General features: G+C 63.0%; 18 protein-coding genes. 5 read left to right on the forward strand and 13 right to left on the reverse strand.

What is annotated here, in order from left to right:
• Nucleotides 1-13: 13 nt before the first annotated feature.
• Nucleotides 14-847, reverse strand: coding sequence for an alpha/beta fold hydrolase (locus ACLKMW_RS00215; protein WP_415722359.1), 834 nt, complete (start codon nt 845-847; stop codon nt 14-16).
• A 331-nt stretch (nt 848-1,178) separates the two neighbouring features.
• On the opposite strand from ACLKMW_RS00215, the gene ACLKMW_RS00220 reads away from it, so the two are divergent.
• Nucleotides 1,179-1,436 (forward strand): helix-turn-helix domain-containing protein, encoded by a 258-nt coding sequence (locus ACLKMW_RS00220; RefSeq protein WP_415722360.1) that lies wholly within the window; start codon nt 1,179-1,181, stop codon nt 1,434-1,436.
• A gap of 82 nt (nt 1,437-1,518) precedes the next feature.
• Here the strand turns inward: ACLKMW_RS00220 and ACLKMW_RS00225 are convergent, their stop codons facing one another.
• A complete protein-coding gene (locus ACLKMW_RS00225; protein ID WP_415722361.1) occupies nt 1,519-2,139 on the reverse strand; it encodes a TetR/AcrR family transcriptional regulator in 621 nt (206 codons plus the stop codon).
• A gap of 56 nt (nt 2,140-2,195) precedes the next feature.
• On the opposite strand from ACLKMW_RS00225, the gene ACLKMW_RS00230 reads away from it, so the two are divergent.
• The 3 genes from ACLKMW_RS00230 (at nt 2,196) to ACLKMW_RS00240 (ending at nt 3,662) form a co-directional block, all read left to right on the forward strand.
• Nucleotides 2,196-2,366, forward strand: coding sequence for a hypothetical protein (locus ACLKMW_RS00230; RefSeq protein WP_415722362.1), 171 nt, complete (start codon nt 2,196-2,198; stop codon nt 2,364-2,366).
• A complete protein-coding gene (locus ACLKMW_RS00235) occupies nt 2,366-3,325 on the forward strand; it encodes a homocysteine S-methyltransferase family protein (RefSeq protein ID WP_415722363.1) in 960 nt (319 codons plus the stop codon). Before ACLKMW_RS00230 ends, ACLKMW_RS00235 begins: the two co-directional genes overlap by 1 nt.
• Nucleotides 3,326-3,392: 67 nt before the next feature.
• A complete protein-coding gene (locus ACLKMW_RS00240) occupies nt 3,393-3,662 on the forward strand; it encodes a PepSY domain-containing protein (RefSeq protein WP_415722364.1) in 270 nt (89 codons plus the stop codon).
• Between the two features lie 18 nt (nt 3,663-3,680).
• On the opposite strand, the gene ccoS is transcribed toward ACLKMW_RS00240, so the two are convergent.
• From ccoS to ACLKMW_RS00290, 10 genes are all read right to left on the reverse strand, one after another.
• Nucleotides 3,681-3,824: a cbb3-type cytochrome oxidase assembly protein CcoS gene (gene ccoS / locus ACLKMW_RS00245; RefSeq protein WP_415722365.1), complete on the reverse strand. Its 144-nt coding sequence runs from the start codon at nt 3,822-3,824 to the stop codon at nt 3,681-3,683.
• Nucleotides 3,821-6,097 carry a cation-translocating P-type ATPase gene (locus ACLKMW_RS00250; RefSeq protein ID WP_415722366.1) on the reverse strand — a complete coding sequence of 759 codons (2,277 nt, stop codon included), beginning with the start codon at nt 6,095-6,097 and terminating at the stop codon, nt 3,821-3,823. Before ACLKMW_RS00250 ends, ccoS begins: the two co-directional genes overlap by 4 nt.
• A 34-nt stretch (nt 6,098-6,131) precedes the next feature.
• The gene (locus tag ACLKMW_RS00255) at nt 6,132-6,917 is read right to left on the reverse strand and encodes a DUF2189 domain-containing protein (RefSeq protein WP_415722367.1); all 786 of its coding nucleotides are present in this window, start codon (nt 6,915-6,917) and stop codon (nt 6,132-6,134) included.
• A 27-nt stretch (nt 6,918-6,944) separates the two neighbouring features.
• Entirely contained in the window at nt 6,945-7,157 is a 213-nt protein-coding gene (locus ACLKMW_RS00260) for a hypothetical protein (protein WP_415722368.1), read from the reverse strand.
• Complete coding sequence (ccoP, locus tag ACLKMW_RS00265) at nt 7,154-8,032, reverse strand: cytochrome-c oxidase, cbb3-type subunit III (RefSeq protein WP_415722369.1); 879 nt, start codon at nt 8,030-8,032, stop codon at nt 7,154-7,156. The genes ACLKMW_RS00260 and ccoP overlap by 4 nt, the downstream gene beginning before the upstream one ends.
• Entirely contained in the window at nt 8,022-8,207 is a 186-nt protein-coding gene (locus ACLKMW_RS00270) for a cbb3-type cytochrome c oxidase subunit 3 (RefSeq protein WP_415722370.1), read from the reverse strand. The genes ccoP and ACLKMW_RS00270 overlap by 11 nt, the downstream gene beginning before the upstream one ends.
• 4 nt (nt 8,208-8,211) lie before the next feature.
• On the reverse strand, nt 8,212-8,943 hold the full coding sequence (gene ccoO, locus ACLKMW_RS00275) for a cytochrome-c oxidase, cbb3-type subunit II (RefSeq protein WP_415722371.1): 732 nt from the start codon (nt 8,941-8,943) through the stop codon (nt 8,212-8,214).
• A gap of 4 nt (nt 8,944-8,947) precedes the next feature.
• Nucleotides 8,948-10,594: a cytochrome-c oxidase, cbb3-type subunit I gene (gene ccoN / locus ACLKMW_RS00280; protein WP_415722372.1), complete on the reverse strand. Its 1,647-nt coding sequence runs from the start codon at nt 10,592-10,594 to the stop codon at nt 8,948-8,950.
• A gap of 299 nt (nt 10,595-10,893) precedes the next feature.
• A complete protein-coding gene (locus ACLKMW_RS00285) occupies nt 10,894-11,091 on the reverse strand; it encodes a hypothetical protein (RefSeq protein WP_415722373.1) in 198 nt (65 codons plus the stop codon).
• A 219-nt stretch (nt 11,092-11,310) separates the two neighbouring features.
• Nucleotides 11,311-11,985, reverse strand: coding sequence for a DUF1236 domain-containing protein (locus tag ACLKMW_RS00290; protein ID WP_415722374.1), 675 nt, complete (start codon nt 11,983-11,985; stop codon nt 11,311-11,313).
• Between the two features lie 264 nt (nt 11,986-12,249).
• On the opposite strand from ACLKMW_RS00290, the gene ACLKMW_RS00295 reads away from it, so the two are divergent.
• Nucleotides 12,250-12,696 carry a hypothetical protein gene (locus tag ACLKMW_RS00295; RefSeq protein WP_415722375.1) on the forward strand — a complete coding sequence of 149 codons (447 nt, stop codon included), beginning with the start codon at nt 12,250-12,252 and terminating at the stop codon, nt 12,694-12,696.
• Here the strand turns inward: ACLKMW_RS00295 and ACLKMW_RS00300 are convergent, their stop codons facing one another.
• A complete protein-coding gene (locus ACLKMW_RS00300; RefSeq protein ID WP_415722734.1) occupies nt 12,697-13,641 on the reverse strand; it encodes a branched-chain amino acid ABC transporter permease in 945 nt (314 codons plus the stop codon).
• Nucleotides 13,642-13,659 lie beyond the last annotated feature (18 nt).

Consider the following 13,659-nt stretch of genomic DNA (forward strand, 5'->3'; position numbering starts at 1 on the left):
CAGGCGGTGTCGATCAAGCTCCCGTTCCTTCGCTTGCCTGTCGAGTGCGACCGATGAAATCGAGCATGAACGATGTGGCCGCGGCGGCGTGCGTTTCGAGCAGCAAGTGGCCGGCGTCGAAAATGTGCGCTTCCATTCTCGGCAGGTCCTTCATCCAAGACAGGGTTTCGGCGAGATCGAAGAACGCATCGTGCCGACCCCAGAGCATAAGGGATGGCGGCTGCCAGCGCGCCAGATAGTCGGCGATGTCGTCGAACCGGGCAACATAACGTCCGTAGTCCGCGACGAGCGCTGTTTGCGTGTTCATCCTGCCTGGCAGGCGCATGACCCGCCAGTCCTCCTCCCAACCTTCGGCCGAAATCCGCGCGGCCACGTCCTCTGGAACGTTGGCAACATACTGGTCGCGGGTGCCCTCCAAAGTCAGGTGCGAAGTCGCCTCCGCTTCATTTTCAGGGCTCGGATCGGCCCAAAAGGCCTGCGTCGCCGCCCATTGCGGTCCGAGGCCCGTGTGGTGGGCATTGGCGTTCTGAACAATCAGACCCAGGACTTGCTCTGGTGCCTGGATGGCAATGTGGAGACCGACCGGGGCGCCGAAATCATGGAGGTAAATGTAGCGCGGCCCGATCGACAGTCGCTCCAGCAGTTCCGAGATCGCCTGACCGAAGGCAGGAAACGACGGCGTCGGCAGGACAGCCGACTCGCCGAAACCAGGCAGATCGGGCGCGATCACGTAGGCGACCTGCGACAGCCGGGGCACGACATCCCGAAATGATCGCGAAGAGCTTGGAAATCCGTGCAGGAGCAGGACTGCGGGTTTGGATGTCTCGCCTGCCGTGATGAAGGACAACTCGGTGCCTCCGGACAGACGAAGTCGTTGACGCGTCTCTGGGTGCATCTCTCGATTCCTGGCTCCGACTGTGTGCTCCCAACCTTCCACGCGCAGGCAATGTTCCATCGGCCGGCCAAACGGGACGCATGTTGTCGATCCAGCTTTTTGATGGTGCATCGGGTTTTTCGGAAAACCGGATTCCACCTTTCGGGTCCGATGCTCCAGCCACGCAAGGCATCGCAGCCGCGTCGTCGCTTAGCCGTGGCAGGCAAGAACGCCCGTTCAGGGCTTGACTAGGCTGTTTACAGTGTAAACAGTATGAACCATGATAAATCCGGCTCAATGTCGAATGGCGCGCGCTGCCCTGCAGATCGGAGTACGGGAGCTGGCTGAACTTGCCAGTGTTTCCGCCATGACGGTCACGCGCTTCGAGAATGGCCATTCGGCAGGCGCGCGCGAGACGCTGGATGCGATTGGTCAGGCCCTGGAGACAGCCGGCGTCGAATTCATCTTCGAGAACGGCGTCGGCGTCGGCGTGAGGTTCAAACGAAAGCGGGATACTGAAGGAATCCGCCCGGAAGACCTCAACGCGGCAAATGACGATTGATCCTGTCGCAGTGATGACCGCGGCCAAGCTTTTTCGCCAATGCGCTGCGCCGGCGACAGTGACGGAGTAAGCGGCTCGGTGCTCAGGTCGCCGGCGGCTCCGAAAAAATCAGCTTGATGAAGGTGCGAAAGGCCAGCACCTGACGCTCGAGCCGGCGCGGATCGTTGAGCGTTTTCGACATGATGATGCCGCCGTCGACCACGCAGGACAGCATGTCGGCGACATCGTCGAGATCGACGGCGACGCGCGGCGGATGGACGGATGCGATGTCTTCGAGCATCGCGCGGAAGCGCGTGTTCCAGCCCTCGACCGATTGCGCGGTCAACGTGCGGATTTCGCGGTCGAACAGCCGCTCCTGGTAGCAGATGCTGGCGATGAGGCAGCCGGGATGGCCGTTCGGCAGGTCGGCCATCACCTCGGCAAGCAGCTTCAGGCCGATCAGGAAGGCTTGCAGCGGGTCGTCCGACAACTGCCGGCCGCGATCGAATATCTCGTCGAACAACTGATCGTTCGTTTCGACATAGCGCCGCAGCATTTCGCGAGCCAGGCGGTTCTTGTCCTTGAAGTGGTAGAAGAAGCCGCTCTTGGTGATGCCCGCCTCGGCGATGACCTCATCGATCGAGGTGGCGGCAAAGCCCTTGGCGAGCACCGCCGCCTCGGCGATCTCAAGAATGCGCTCGCGTGTTTCGGCGCCCTTGCCCATGACAGGCTGTCCCTGGAATTACTGTACCGACGGTACGGTTTCGAGAATAGCACCGGTTGGGCCTGCTGCGCCATGCTGCGCCGCAGGCCATTGAAATCAAACGCATATTAGCGCGCCATGAAAAGCTGAACCGCAAGGATTCTAGTTTGCGCCCGGCGCCTGCGCCAAAATCCGGCCGTTATCAACAAACGCCGGCAATCGCCGTTCGCAACCAGCGGAGACACTGATGGCCAAATACAGAAATCGCTTGCCGCAGCTCGAAGACCGCACATTCCTGAGCGACGGAGGCATGGAAACGACGTTGATCTTTCACGAAGGGATGGACCTGCCGCACTTCGCCTCCTTCGTGCTGGTGAGCACCGAGGAGGGCAGGGCGCGACTGACAAGCTACTACGAGAAATACCTGGCGATCGCGCATGACTATGGCGTCGGCTTCGTGCTCGACAGCGCGACCTGGCGGGCAAATCCGGATTGGGGCCGCAAGCTCGGCTATAGCGCCGCTGCGCTGAAGGCGATCAACGTCGCCTCCATCGAGCTTCTCGAAAGGCTGAGAGCCAGATGGGAGACGCCGGTCACCCCTTGCGTGATCAGCGGCGCGATCGGTCCGCGCGGCGACGGCTACAAGGCCGGCAATATGGGTGCCGACGAGGCCGAGGACTATCACTCCTTCCAGATAGCGACGTTTGCCGAAACCGAGGCGGACATGGTGGCGGCCTATACGCTGACCAATATCAACGAGGCGGTCGGCGTGGCCAGGGCGGCGAAGGCGCATGCGATGCCGTGCATGATCTCCTTTACGGTCGAAACCGACGGCCGCCTGGTGACCGGCAAGACGCTGCGCGAAGCCATCGAGACCGTTGATGAAGAGACGGACGCCTCGCCGGTTTATTACATGATCAACTGCGCGCATCCGTCTCATTTCGAACAGGCGCTGAAAGCGGGCGAGCCCTGGCTGCAGCGGGTTTATGGGGTCAAGGCGAACGCATCGGCCAAGAGCCATGCGGAACTGGACGAATCCGAGACGCTGGATGCCGGCGATCCCTTCGATCTTGGCCAGCGCTATCGTTCGCTGACGCGGTCGTTTCCGAAGATGCGGATTCTCGGCGGCTGCTGCGGGACGGACCACCATCATATCGCCGCCATCTGTGAAGCCTGCCTGCCGTCGGCGGCGGCACGCAGCGCCTGAGGCGGGCTGTCGGAACAATGATGCATGCTTGCCGTTTCGGTTCAGATTTCTGACGAAAGGGAATGACATGCATCACCATCGACTCCTTGGAGCGGCCGTCGCCGCACTCCTGCTGTGCGGCGGCGCCCAGGCCCAAAATGCGGCGCCGCTGCCGATGCCTCCGGAGAACTCGCTGAAATTGTCCGAGATCATCACCAAGATCGAGACGCGGGACCAGTTCCGCTACATCGACGAGATCGATTGGCAGGAGGAGGGGTATTACGAGGTGACCTACTACACCAAGGACAAGGCGAAGGTGGAAATCAACGTCAATCCCGTGACCGGCGAGCCGCAGTGATGTGCGGGGGGCGGCTGTCTATTTCTCATCATCTATCAAAATGCGTTCGGCCGCGCCGTCGAGGTCCTCATACTGGCCGTTCCGCAGCGACCACATGAAGGCGCCAAGCCCGGCGAGCCCGAGCAGGATGGCGATAGGCACCAGATAAACAAGAACGCTCATCTTTCGGCCATTGCAATTTGCATTGTCGGAACCACCGTGCCGTTCGATGCCTTCGCGCGGCCAGGCGCGCCAAGGCGCAAGGCGTTGGCGACGACAAGGACGGAGGACAGCGACATGGCGACCGCCGCGACGAGCGGAGTGACGTAGCCGAACACCGCAATCGGCACGGCGATGGCATTGTAGGTGACGGCCAGCACGAAGTTCTGCCGGATGAGCGTGCCCGCTTTCCGCGTAATCTCGAAGGCGTCGCTGACGGCCGAAAGGCTTTCGTGGAGGAAGACGAAGTCGGCGGCATTGCGGCCGATATCGGCGGCGGTGGCGGGCGCCATCGATACATGGGCAGCGGCGAGGGCGGGCGCGTCGTTGAGGCCGTCGCCGACCATCATGACCTTGCGGCCGGCTGTGCCGAGTTCATCGATCCGCGCGAGCTTTTCCGAAGGAAGAAGCTTGGATGAGAAGTGCTCGACGCCGAGTTGTGCCGCCAGCGCCTCGACTGCCTCGCGCCTGTCGCCGGACACGATCTCGACTGCCAGTTGCCGGTCGGCGAGGGTGTCGAGGGTCCGGCGCGCATCGGCGCGCATGCGGTCCTCAAGCGCAAATCTCGCCAGCAATTCGCCATCCCTCGTCAGCACTGTGATCGAGGCGGCACTGCCGTCTTCGATATAGTCCGGGCAATCGCGTCCAAGCGCCCATTCGGGGCGTCCGAGGCGATAGAGCGCGTTGCCCGAGCGCGCTTCCACGCCGAGACCCGGCAGTTCTTCGATACTGTCGAAGGCCGGTGTTTCACCAGCGTGGGCGGCGGCGATGGCGGCAGCCACCGGATGGCGCGAATGGCCGGCGATTGCGGCCGCGAGCCCGAGCACGGACGGGGCGATGGCCTCCGCGCCGACCAGCTTCGGCCTGCCGAGGGTCAGCGTGCCGGTCTTGTCGAAGAGCACGGTGTCGATCTCGGCAAGACGCTCCAGCGCCGAACCGTCCTTGACCATGATGCCGCGCTCGAAAAGGCGGCGCGCGGCCACCACCTGGACGATCGGCACCGCAAGGCCCAATGCGCACGGGCAGGTGATGATCAGCACGGCGATGGCGATGGTGATCGAGGCATGCCAGTCGCCGGTGGCGAAGATCCAGCCAAGAAAGGACAGCAGCGCGATCGTGTGAACGACCGGCGAATAAAGCGCTGCGGCGCGGTCGGCCAGCCGCCGGTAGCGGGCGCGTCCGCCCTCGGCGGCCTCCATCATGCGGACCATTTCGGCAAGGAAGGAATCTTCGGCGCGCGCGGTGGCGCGAACCGAAAGCGGTCCGGTGAGGTTGAGCAACCCGGCCTGCAGCGGCATTCCGGGTTCGGCACGCTTCGGCGCGCTTTCGCCGGTCACCAGTGAGGAGTCGAGTTCGGAGTTACCGGCGACGATCTCACCATCCACCGGCACGCGGTCGCCGGCAGCGACAAGGATCGTCGTGCCGGGTTCGATCTCGGCGAGGGGAACATAACGCCGCTGGCCGTCCGGATCGAGTACCGTCGCACCTTGCGGCGAGAGGCGGGCGAGACCGGCGACCGCCGAGCGGGCTCGCTCGCGCATGACGTGATCGAGCGTGCGTCCGATCAGCAGAAAGAACAGCAGCGAGGTCGCGGCGTCGAAATAGGCATGCGGCGCGTTGTGGATGGTGTCGTAGAGGCTGAGACCGACCGCCAGCGTCACGCCGATGGAGATCGGCACGTCCATATTGGTGCGCCCGTTGCGCAATGCAGCCCAGGCCGAGGAATAGAAAATCCGGCCCGAATAGGCGATCGCGGGCAGGGCGAGTGCTGCCGAAAGCCAATGGAAGGCGAGACGCGTTGCGGCATCGGCCCCCGACCAGACGGAGACCGACAGCAGCATGATGTTCATCGCCGAAAAGCCGGCCACGGCGAGGGCGCGAATGAGCCTGGCATATTCGGGATCGCCGACCTTCGGTTCGGCGCAGAACAGGTGTGCCTCGTAGCCGATTTTGCCGAGCGCGCCGATCAGATCGGCGGGGGCGCGCTCGTTTGTGGCGGTCCATTTCACCGTCACCCGTTTGGTGGAAAGGTTGACGCGGGCATAGGTGACGCCGGGCAGTGCGCGCAGGGTCTTCTCCACCGAGGCGATGCAGGCTGCGCAATGGACGCGGGGGACGGACAGATCGGTCTGGCGAAGCCCGTCGCCGAGATCGCGGCTGGCAAGGAGCAGTTCCTCGGTCGGGTTCGATGGCGCGCCGAGCGCCAAAGCGGTCTCCGAAGGCGAGCAGCAGGTCATTGGCGCAGGTCCGGTTACAGCGGAAGCGACGGCATCATCTGATGGCCTTGTAGGCATGCCATGAGGCGTGTCCGAGCAGCGGGAAGACGACGATCAGGCCGGCAATGCCAGTCACCAGGCCGAGCACCGTGAGGACAAGCACGATCGAGCCCCAGGCGATCATCACCGGCAGGTTGTTCCAGACAAGGGAGATGCTGGTGCCCATGGCGGTAAAGGCGTCGGTCCGTTCGGCCAGCAACATCGGCACGGCGAAGGCGCTGATGGCGAAGGAGAAGGCCGCGAACAGGCCGCCGACGATCGTCCCTGTCACCAGCATGGCCCAGCCGATGCCGGTGGTGAACAGCATCTCCGCGATATGGTCGAGGCCGGGGAAGGGCAGGAGCCCGAAAAAAAGCGCATAGAGAATGACGGCGGCGCGCATCCACAGAAGCGCCAGACCGCACAGGATGACCCCGGTGAAAAGCACCTGCGCGCCGGAGGCCGGGCGCACGAACACCATGCGGCCGAGCGTCACCTTCCCGCCGGCTTCGATAAGCCGGCTTTTCTCGTAGAGACCGACGGCGACCAGCGGGCCGACGACCATGAAAGCAGCGATGGCCGGAAAGAGGATGTAGTCGAGGCCGAGAAAGATCAGCCCGGAGATGACACCGAGCGAGACGGCAAACACCACCAGCCCATAGGCGAGACTTGCGCCCGGATGTACCGCGAGGTCGCGCCACCCGGCGCGCAGCCAGTCGAGGGAAGCGGCCGGCGGCAAGCCGCGGTTGCGGCTTTCGCCGAGCGTCGGAGCGTGCATTTCAGCCAGATCGACATCACCCATGTCAGTGTCCTTTCCTGCCCGACCGCATCAACATGCCGATTTGGCCGCCCTGTAGGCAGTTCCCGGCTTATCCGAACCAATGTCCTTGCTGTGCGGCACGCAATCCGGCTGCGAGGTCACCGCGACATAGACAAAATGCGCGTTGGCGGCGAGCAGCACCGCGACCGCCGCGGCGGCGAGCGACAGGGCCAGAACCCTGCCGCGCGGCTTTGTCGCCGGTTTTTCCGCAGCCGTGATCATTGCGCATCCTTCGAGAGCGACAGCACGTAAAGCGCCAATATCTTGCGATCTGGCTCGGAAAGGCGGCCCTCCCAGTTCGGCATATGCCCCTGGCGCCCTGAATAGACCGTCGTGTGCAGCGACTGGGTGTCGCCGCCATAAATCCAGTTGGCATCCGTGAGGTCCGGCGCGCCGAGATCGTGGCTGCCCTTGCCATCCTCGCCATGGCAGGAGGCGCAGTTGGCGGCGAAGCTTTCCTCGCCCCTGGCTATAGCCTCCGGCGCGGCGTCGGTCTCGCCGGCCGGGCCGATCGAGCGCACATAAGCCAGCACGTCATTGATCTGTGAGCGGTCGAGCATTCCGTCACGGCCGAAGGCGAGCATCTGGGAGACGCGGGTCTCGTCATGGTTCGAGTTGATGCCGACGCGGATCGTCTCGGCAATGGTTTCGGGGTCGCCGCCCCACAGCCAGGCGCCGGCCGAAAGGTCGGGGAAACCCTTGCCGCCGGTGCCCTTCGTTCCGTGGCAGACAGCGCAATTGTCGCCGTAGAGCGTGGCACCGGTTTCGCGCACGATCTCCATCAGAGCCGGGTCTGCCTGGATAGCGGCGAAGTCCATCTGCTCGATCTGGCTCATCCAGGCGGACCTTTGGGTCCTGGCCTGTTCGACCTGGCGCTCGACGGTCGTGCGCTGGTCGAAGCCGAGCAGGCCCTTGGTATAGGTCCAACCGAGCGGCCAGGCGGGCATGAGGATCCAGTATCCGATCGAGAAAAGCGTCGTGGCGACGAGGAAGAAGATCACCACGCGCGGGATCGGCGTTTCGAGTTCCTCGATGCCGTTCCACTCGTGGCCGGTCGTCATCTGGCCGGTGATGGGATCGCGCCTCTTAATTTCCACGGTCCTGGTCTCCCGGTCTGTCGTCCTTGTCGAGAATGCTTTTCTTGGCCCGATCGAAGCGCTTCCGGTTCGACGGCCAGAAGGTGTAGATCAAGACGCCGGCGGCCATGGCGAGCAGGTAGAACAGGCCCCAGCTCTTGGAGAAGGCGACGATCGTCTGATGGTCGAAATCCATCAGCCTATTCCTCGACCGCGGCGGTTTGAGAGTTCGCAGCCTCGGTCAACCGGCCGAGTATCTGGAGATAGGCGACGAGCGCGTCCATCTCGGTGAGGCGGGCGGCGTCGCCGTCGAAGGCGCGCACCTGGGTAGCCTCGCCGTAGCGCTCGGTCACGCCGCTGGCCCTGTCGGTATCCGGGGCGGCCTGTCCGATGGCATCGTCGGTGGCGTTCTCAATCATCTCGTCGGTATAGGGAACGCCGACCTTGCCCATCGCCGCCAGATGCTGGCCAAGGTCGTCGACCCGCAGCGAATTGCGCTGGAGCCAGCCATATTTCGGCATCACCGATTCCGGCACGACGTCACGCGGATTGATCAGATGGGCGACGTGCCACTCGTCGGAATATTTGTCGCCAAGGCGGGCGAGATCCGGGCCGGTGCGCTTCGAACCCCACAGCATCGGGTGGTCGTATTTCGATTCGACGGCGAGCGAGTAGGGGCCGTAGCGCTCGACCTCGTCGCGGAGGGTGCGGATCATCTGGCTGTGGCAGGCATAGCAGCCTTCGCGGATGTAGATGTTGCGGCCGGCCAGTTCGAGCGGCGTGTAGACACGCATGTCGGGCGCCTCCTCGACCGTCTCGTCGATGGTGAAGAGCGGGGCGATCTCGACGATGCCGCCTATGCTGGCGACCACGACGATGGCGAGAACGAAGCCGATGGCGCTGCGCTCGAGTTTGCGATGAAGAGTGGGCATGTCTTTACTCCGCGGGCTCCGGCGAGAGCCGGCTCTCCGGCAGGTCTTCGTGCAATTGCGTTTGGGTTTCAGCCGCGCCGCGGATCGTCATCCAGACATTGTAGGAGCCGACAACCGCGCCAGCCAGGAACAGCAGGCCGCCGAAGGCGCGGGCGATATAGTAGGGATGCATGGCCACGACCGATTCGATGAAGGAGTAGGTCAGCGTGCCGCTCTCATTGTAGGTCCGCCACATCAGCCCCTGGATGATGCCGGAGTTCCACATCGCGAAGACGTAGACGATGGTTCCGGCGAGAGCGAGCCAGAAATGGGCTTCGACAAGGCGGGCAGAATACATGCGCTCGCGTTTCCACAACCAGGGCACGAGGCAGTAGAGCGAGCCGAAGGTGATCATCGCTACCCATCCAAGCGCGCCGGCGTGGACATGGCCGACGGTCCAGTCGGTGTAGTGCGAGAGCGAATTCACCGGGCGGATGGCCATGAACGAGCCCTCGAACGTCGACAGGCCGTAAAACACCGCCGCCACCATCATGAAGCGCAGCGTGGCGTCGTCGCGCACCTTGTGCCAGGCGCCGTTCAGCGTTGCCAGCGCATTGCCCGCGGAAGCCCAGGACGGCACCAGAAGCACCACCGAAAAGGTCATGCCCAGCGTCTGCACCCATTGCGGCAGCGCGGTATAGTGCAGGTGGTGGGAGCCGGCCCACATATAGAGGAAGGTGATGCCCCAGAAGCTGATGATGGACAGCCTGTAGGAGAAGATCGGCCGTCCGGCGCGCTTGGGCAGGTAGTAATACATCATGCCGAGGAAGCCGGCGGTGAGGAAGAAGGCGACGGCATTGTGGCCGTACCACCATTGCGTCATCGCATCCTGCACGCCGGAGAAGGCGGAGTAGCTCTTGGCATGGCCAAACGACACCGGCACGGCCAGGTTGTTGACGATGTGCAGCATCGCCACGGCCAGAATGAAGGCCATGTAGTACCAATTTGCGACGTAGATGTGCGGTTCCTTGCGGCGCGCCAGCGTGCGGATGTAGATCGCGAAATAGGTGACCCAGACGATAACCAGCCAGATGTCGGCATACCACTCGGCCTCGGCATATTCCTTCGACTGGGTCACGCCCATGAAGTAGCCGCTCATCGCCACGATGCAGAACAGATTGTAGCCCAAAAGCACGAACCAGGGGCTGAACTGATCGGGCAGCCGCGCCCGCGACGTGCGCTGGAGGACGTGGAAGGAGGTGGCGATCAGCGCGTTGCCGCCGAAGCCGAAGATCACAGCGGTGGTGTGGCCAGGGCGCAGGCGGCCGAAGCTCGCCCATGCCGCGTCGAACGTCAGGTCGGGCCAGGCAAGCAGGGCCGCGACCCAGACGCCAAGGAACATGCCTATCACCGCCCAGATCATGGTGAGGACGATGCCGGCCTTGCTCGGGTCGTCATAATAGCGCTCGAGCCGCTCGGGACCGGGCTCGGGTGCATAAAAACCGGCAAGCACCACAAAGCCGACGCCGGCGCTCAGCGCAAGAACGATGAGACCGTGGGTGCCGAGCGGATCGCCCCGGCCTCCCACTGCCATAGCCAGCCCTGTCAATGCCAGGAGCACAAGGACGACGAGCGAATATTGGCGTTCAGTGCTGGTAAGCTGGGCGACCATGTGTCAGCGGCCCTCATTTTGTGTTGGTGCGTAAACCGACATGCCGATACGGCCCCTCGATGACTACCCTGGATTGCAGAAATGTCCACTGCGGCACTCGGCAGCAGGCATCTACATTGCCTGGAGCGGGCCATAGCAAGGGAAAGACACGGACGTCTTTGCGCTAGATCAAATTTCGAAAATTGCGCGCAGAGGCGCGGAAAACGCGACCTTCAAGAGACGCGATGCGACGAGCCACGTTCCGGAAGCCATGCCCCCGCCAACCATCGGGACGTGCCTTTAGGCCAGCTCGCCCGCCGTTATAAACGAACGGACGACTTTTTCGGAAAGGCGATGACTTCGGCCTTTCCCTTGGGGACGGTAAATTCGGCCGTCGCCACCGCCTCGATCAGCAGGTCGAGGGCCTGGCGGCCGTTCAGGCTGGTTTCATCGTGGCCGACAAGTCTGAGCCATGCTTGTTCAAGATGATATCGTGCTTGCGCGAAATCAGATCGCATCGTTGCCTCCGTGCTTCGCGCCCCCGGCTCAAGGGCGGTATGGCACCGAACCGGCGAACCCAAAGTTAAGGCGATAGCAAGAATTTTAGCGATCCCAAATATATTGGGGATGGCGATTGATCTGGATTATTCAGGGCTCGCCAATGAGGCGATCCGCAAGAAAAAGCCCCCGCCCCTGGGTCGGGACGGGAGCTTCGGCGCGGCAATGCCGCAGCAGTGTTATCGCATCACATAAACGATGCGACGCGAATCCGGCTCGACCAGTACGGGCTGGCCGTTCACATTGACATAGCGATATTCATAGTCCGGAATCTCGCGCAACTCGATATTTTCAGGCAGGCCGGCGCCAACGACAGCCTCACCCTCGAGATAAACCGGCTCGGCCTGATTTGCCATGACATAGGTGCGCACCTTGTCCGGCGGGTCGATCACGGTACCGGTCGCGCCGCCCGCGATGACGCCGGCTGCACCACCCACTGCGGCACCTACGGGCCCACCGATGATGGCGCCGGCGATCGCGCCGGTAGCGCCACCGGCGACAGCGCCGGTATCGCCGCCACCCTTATCGGGCGGTGCGACGACGGCGATGCCTGCATCCGCCGGGCGCTGCGTGACCACAACCTGCTGGCCGCCAATATCAGCGGTAAGATAGTCGGAATAGACCCAACCCTGACCGCTTGGCTCGGTGACGCTGCACCACTTGCTGTTTTCGAGGCAACCTTTGAGCGTGGTCGACTGCCCTGCGGCGAGAACCCCGACGACCGGGTATTGCGGGCCTGGACCCGCCCGTACATTGAGATCTGTGGTCGCCGACACGGCGGTATCGGCAAACGCCGCACCGGTGAGGGCAAGAAGCGCGCCCGCGACCGTTGGTAACAACAGTTTGGTTTTCATTGGTTCACTCCGTTCTCTACTCCCTCGGCGAAGAAACGGGCAAAGACTCCATCAGTTCCGTCTTAAATGCCGTGCGCGGCTCACGATTTATTCCAGTTTCTTGCCGGTAAAGAGCAGGGGCATGCCATAACTTGGCCGCGCCGAGTGCAAGGGGGTCTACCCGTCGCCACATTTGGCCCCTAGATCACCCCTGCAACGAATCCCGGATTGGAGAATGCCATGTCGAGCGCCCTGATGACCCGTGAACCGAACAGGCTGATTGCGATGGCGGCGATGGCGACCATGGTCGTTCTGGCGGCTCCGGTGCCGAACCTGGCACAGGGGTTGAACAGCCAGGAGACCATCGATTCCATCGTGGGATCGGAGGTGAAGGAAGAAGAAAAGGGCGTGCGCGCCGACGAGGCGGAGATTATCGCCGCGATCGAACAGACGGCCGAGCAGACCGAGAAGGTGCGCAAGACCTCCAACCTCGACAAGGTCAATATCGTGTTTCTTGCCGACGCGGCCGAAAAGACCTTGCCTGCGGCCATCGCCGAAAAGGCAGAGGCGCACAAGAACGAAATCACCGCGCTGCGCGACGAGCTGCAGGGCAACGCCATGCTGTATCACGCGATCAATTCACGTTCAGTCCTGCTGCGCGACGTGCTGGCGGTGCGGTTCGACGACAAGCACGGCGTGGTCATTTATGCGATGGCGAAGCCGACGGAATAGTCAGAGCGGCTTCTTCAGCACCTTCGCCAGCACGCCGACCACGCCTTCACGAAACAGCATCACGCCGGCCACGAAGATCACGCCCTGGATGATCGTCACCCAGGCGCCGAAGGTGGCGAGATAGTTCTGCATGGTGACGATGATGGCCGCGCCCACGATCGGGCCGAAAACGGTGCCCATGCCGCCAAGCAGCGTCATCAGCACGACTTCCCCGGACATCGTCCAGTAGACATCGGTAAGCGAGGCGAGCTGAAAGACGATCGCTTTGGTAGCGCCGGCCAGACCGGCGAGCGTCGCTGAAAGCACGAACACGGCGAGCTTGTAGCGGTTGACGCGGTAGCCGAGCGACACGGTACGCGGTTCATTGTCGCGGATGGCTTTCAGCACCTGTCCGAACGGCGAGTGGATGATGCGGTAGATGATCAGCAGACCGACGAAGACGACGGCCAGCACGAAGAAATAGAGGTTGATGTCGGGCGCGAGGTCGAACAGGCCGAAGAGATGACCGCGCGGCACCGACTGGATGCCGTCCTCGCCGCCGGTGAACTCCGCCTGCAGCGAGAAGAAGAAAACCATCTGCGCGAAGGCAAGCGTGACCATGGCGAAATAGATGCCCTGGCGGCGAATGGAGAGAGCGCCGATGACGAGCCCCAGCAGGGCAGCGGCGGCTGTTCCGAACAGGATCGCGAATTCAGGATTGAAGCCCCAGACTTTCGCGGCATGGGCGCTGGCATAGCTTGCCGCGCCGAAAAAGGCGGCGTGGCCGAAGGACAGGAGCCCGCCGAAGCCGAGCAAAAGGTTGAAGGCGCAGGCAAATAGCGCAAAGCACAGCACCTTCATGACGAAGACCGGATAGAGAATGAACGGCGCCACCAGCCCGAGCGCCAGCAATGCCGCAAAGATCATCACATGATGGCGCGGCGTGCGCGCGGAGGCCAACTGCATTCGCGCCAACTCGACTCC

The sequence above is a fragment of the Borborobacter xinjiangensis genome (genome assembly GCF_047739745.1).
Classification (GTDB): Bacteria; Pseudomonadota; Alphaproteobacteria; order Rhizobiales; family Rhizobiaceae; genus Pseudaminobacter.

Coding starts and splice junctions, on each gene's coding strand:
- ACLKMW_RS00235 (WP_415722363.1), top strand. CDS start 2,366: ATGGCCAAATACAGAAATCGCTTGCCGCAGCTCGAAGACCGCACATTC.
- ACLKMW_RS00285 (WP_415722373.1), bottom strand. CDS start 11,091: ATGCGATCTGATTTCGCGCAAGCACGATATCATCTTGAACAAGCATGG.
- ACLKMW_RS00240 (WP_415722364.1), top strand. CDS start 3,393: ATGCATCACCATCGACTCCTTGGAGCGGCCGTCGCCGCACTCCTGCTG.
- ACLKMW_RS00220 (WP_415722360.1), top strand. CDS start 1,179: ATGGCGCGCGCTGCCCTGCAGATCGGAGTACGGGAGCTGGCTGAACTT.
- ACLKMW_RS00225 (WP_415722361.1), bottom strand. CDS start 2,139: ATGGGCAAGGGCGCCGAAACACGCGAGCGCATTCTTGAGATCGCCGAG.
- ACLKMW_RS00290 (WP_415722374.1), bottom strand. CDS start 11,985: ATGAAAACCAAACTGTTGTTACCAACGGTCGCGGGCGCGCTTCTTGCC.
- ACLKMW_RS00250 (WP_415722366.1), bottom strand. CDS start 6,097: ATGACCTGCTGCTCGCCTTCGGAGACCGCTTTGGCGCTCGGCGCGCCA.
- ccoS (WP_415722365.1), bottom strand. CDS start 3,824: ATGAGCGTTCTTGTTTATCTGGTGCCTATCGCCATCCTGCTCGGGCTC.
- ACLKMW_RS00260 (WP_415722368.1), bottom strand. CDS start 7,157: ATGATCACGGCTGCGGAAAAACCGGCGACAAAGCCGCGCGGCAGGGTT.
- ACLKMW_RS00255 (WP_415722367.1), bottom strand. CDS start 6,917: ATGGGTGATGTCGATCTGGCTGAAATGCACGCTCCGACGCTCGGCGAA.
- ACLKMW_RS00270 (WP_415722370.1), bottom strand. CDS start 8,207: ATGGATTTCGACCATCAGACGATCGTCGCCTTCTCCAAGAGCTGGGGC.
- ccoN (WP_415722372.1), bottom strand. CDS start 10,594: ATGGTCGCCCAGCTTACCAGCACTGAACGCCAATATTCGCTCGTCGTC.
- ccoO (WP_415722371.1), bottom strand. CDS start 8,943: ATGCCCACTCTTCATCGCAAACTCGAGCGCAGCGCCATCGGCTTCGTT.
- ACLKMW_RS00295 (WP_415722375.1), top strand. CDS start 12,250: ATGGCGGCGATGGCGACCATGGTCGTTCTGGCGGCTCCGGTGCCGAAC.
- ACLKMW_RS00300 (WP_415722734.1), bottom strand. CDS start 13,641: ATGCAGTTGGCCTCCGCGCGCACGCCGCGCCATCATGTGATGATCTTT.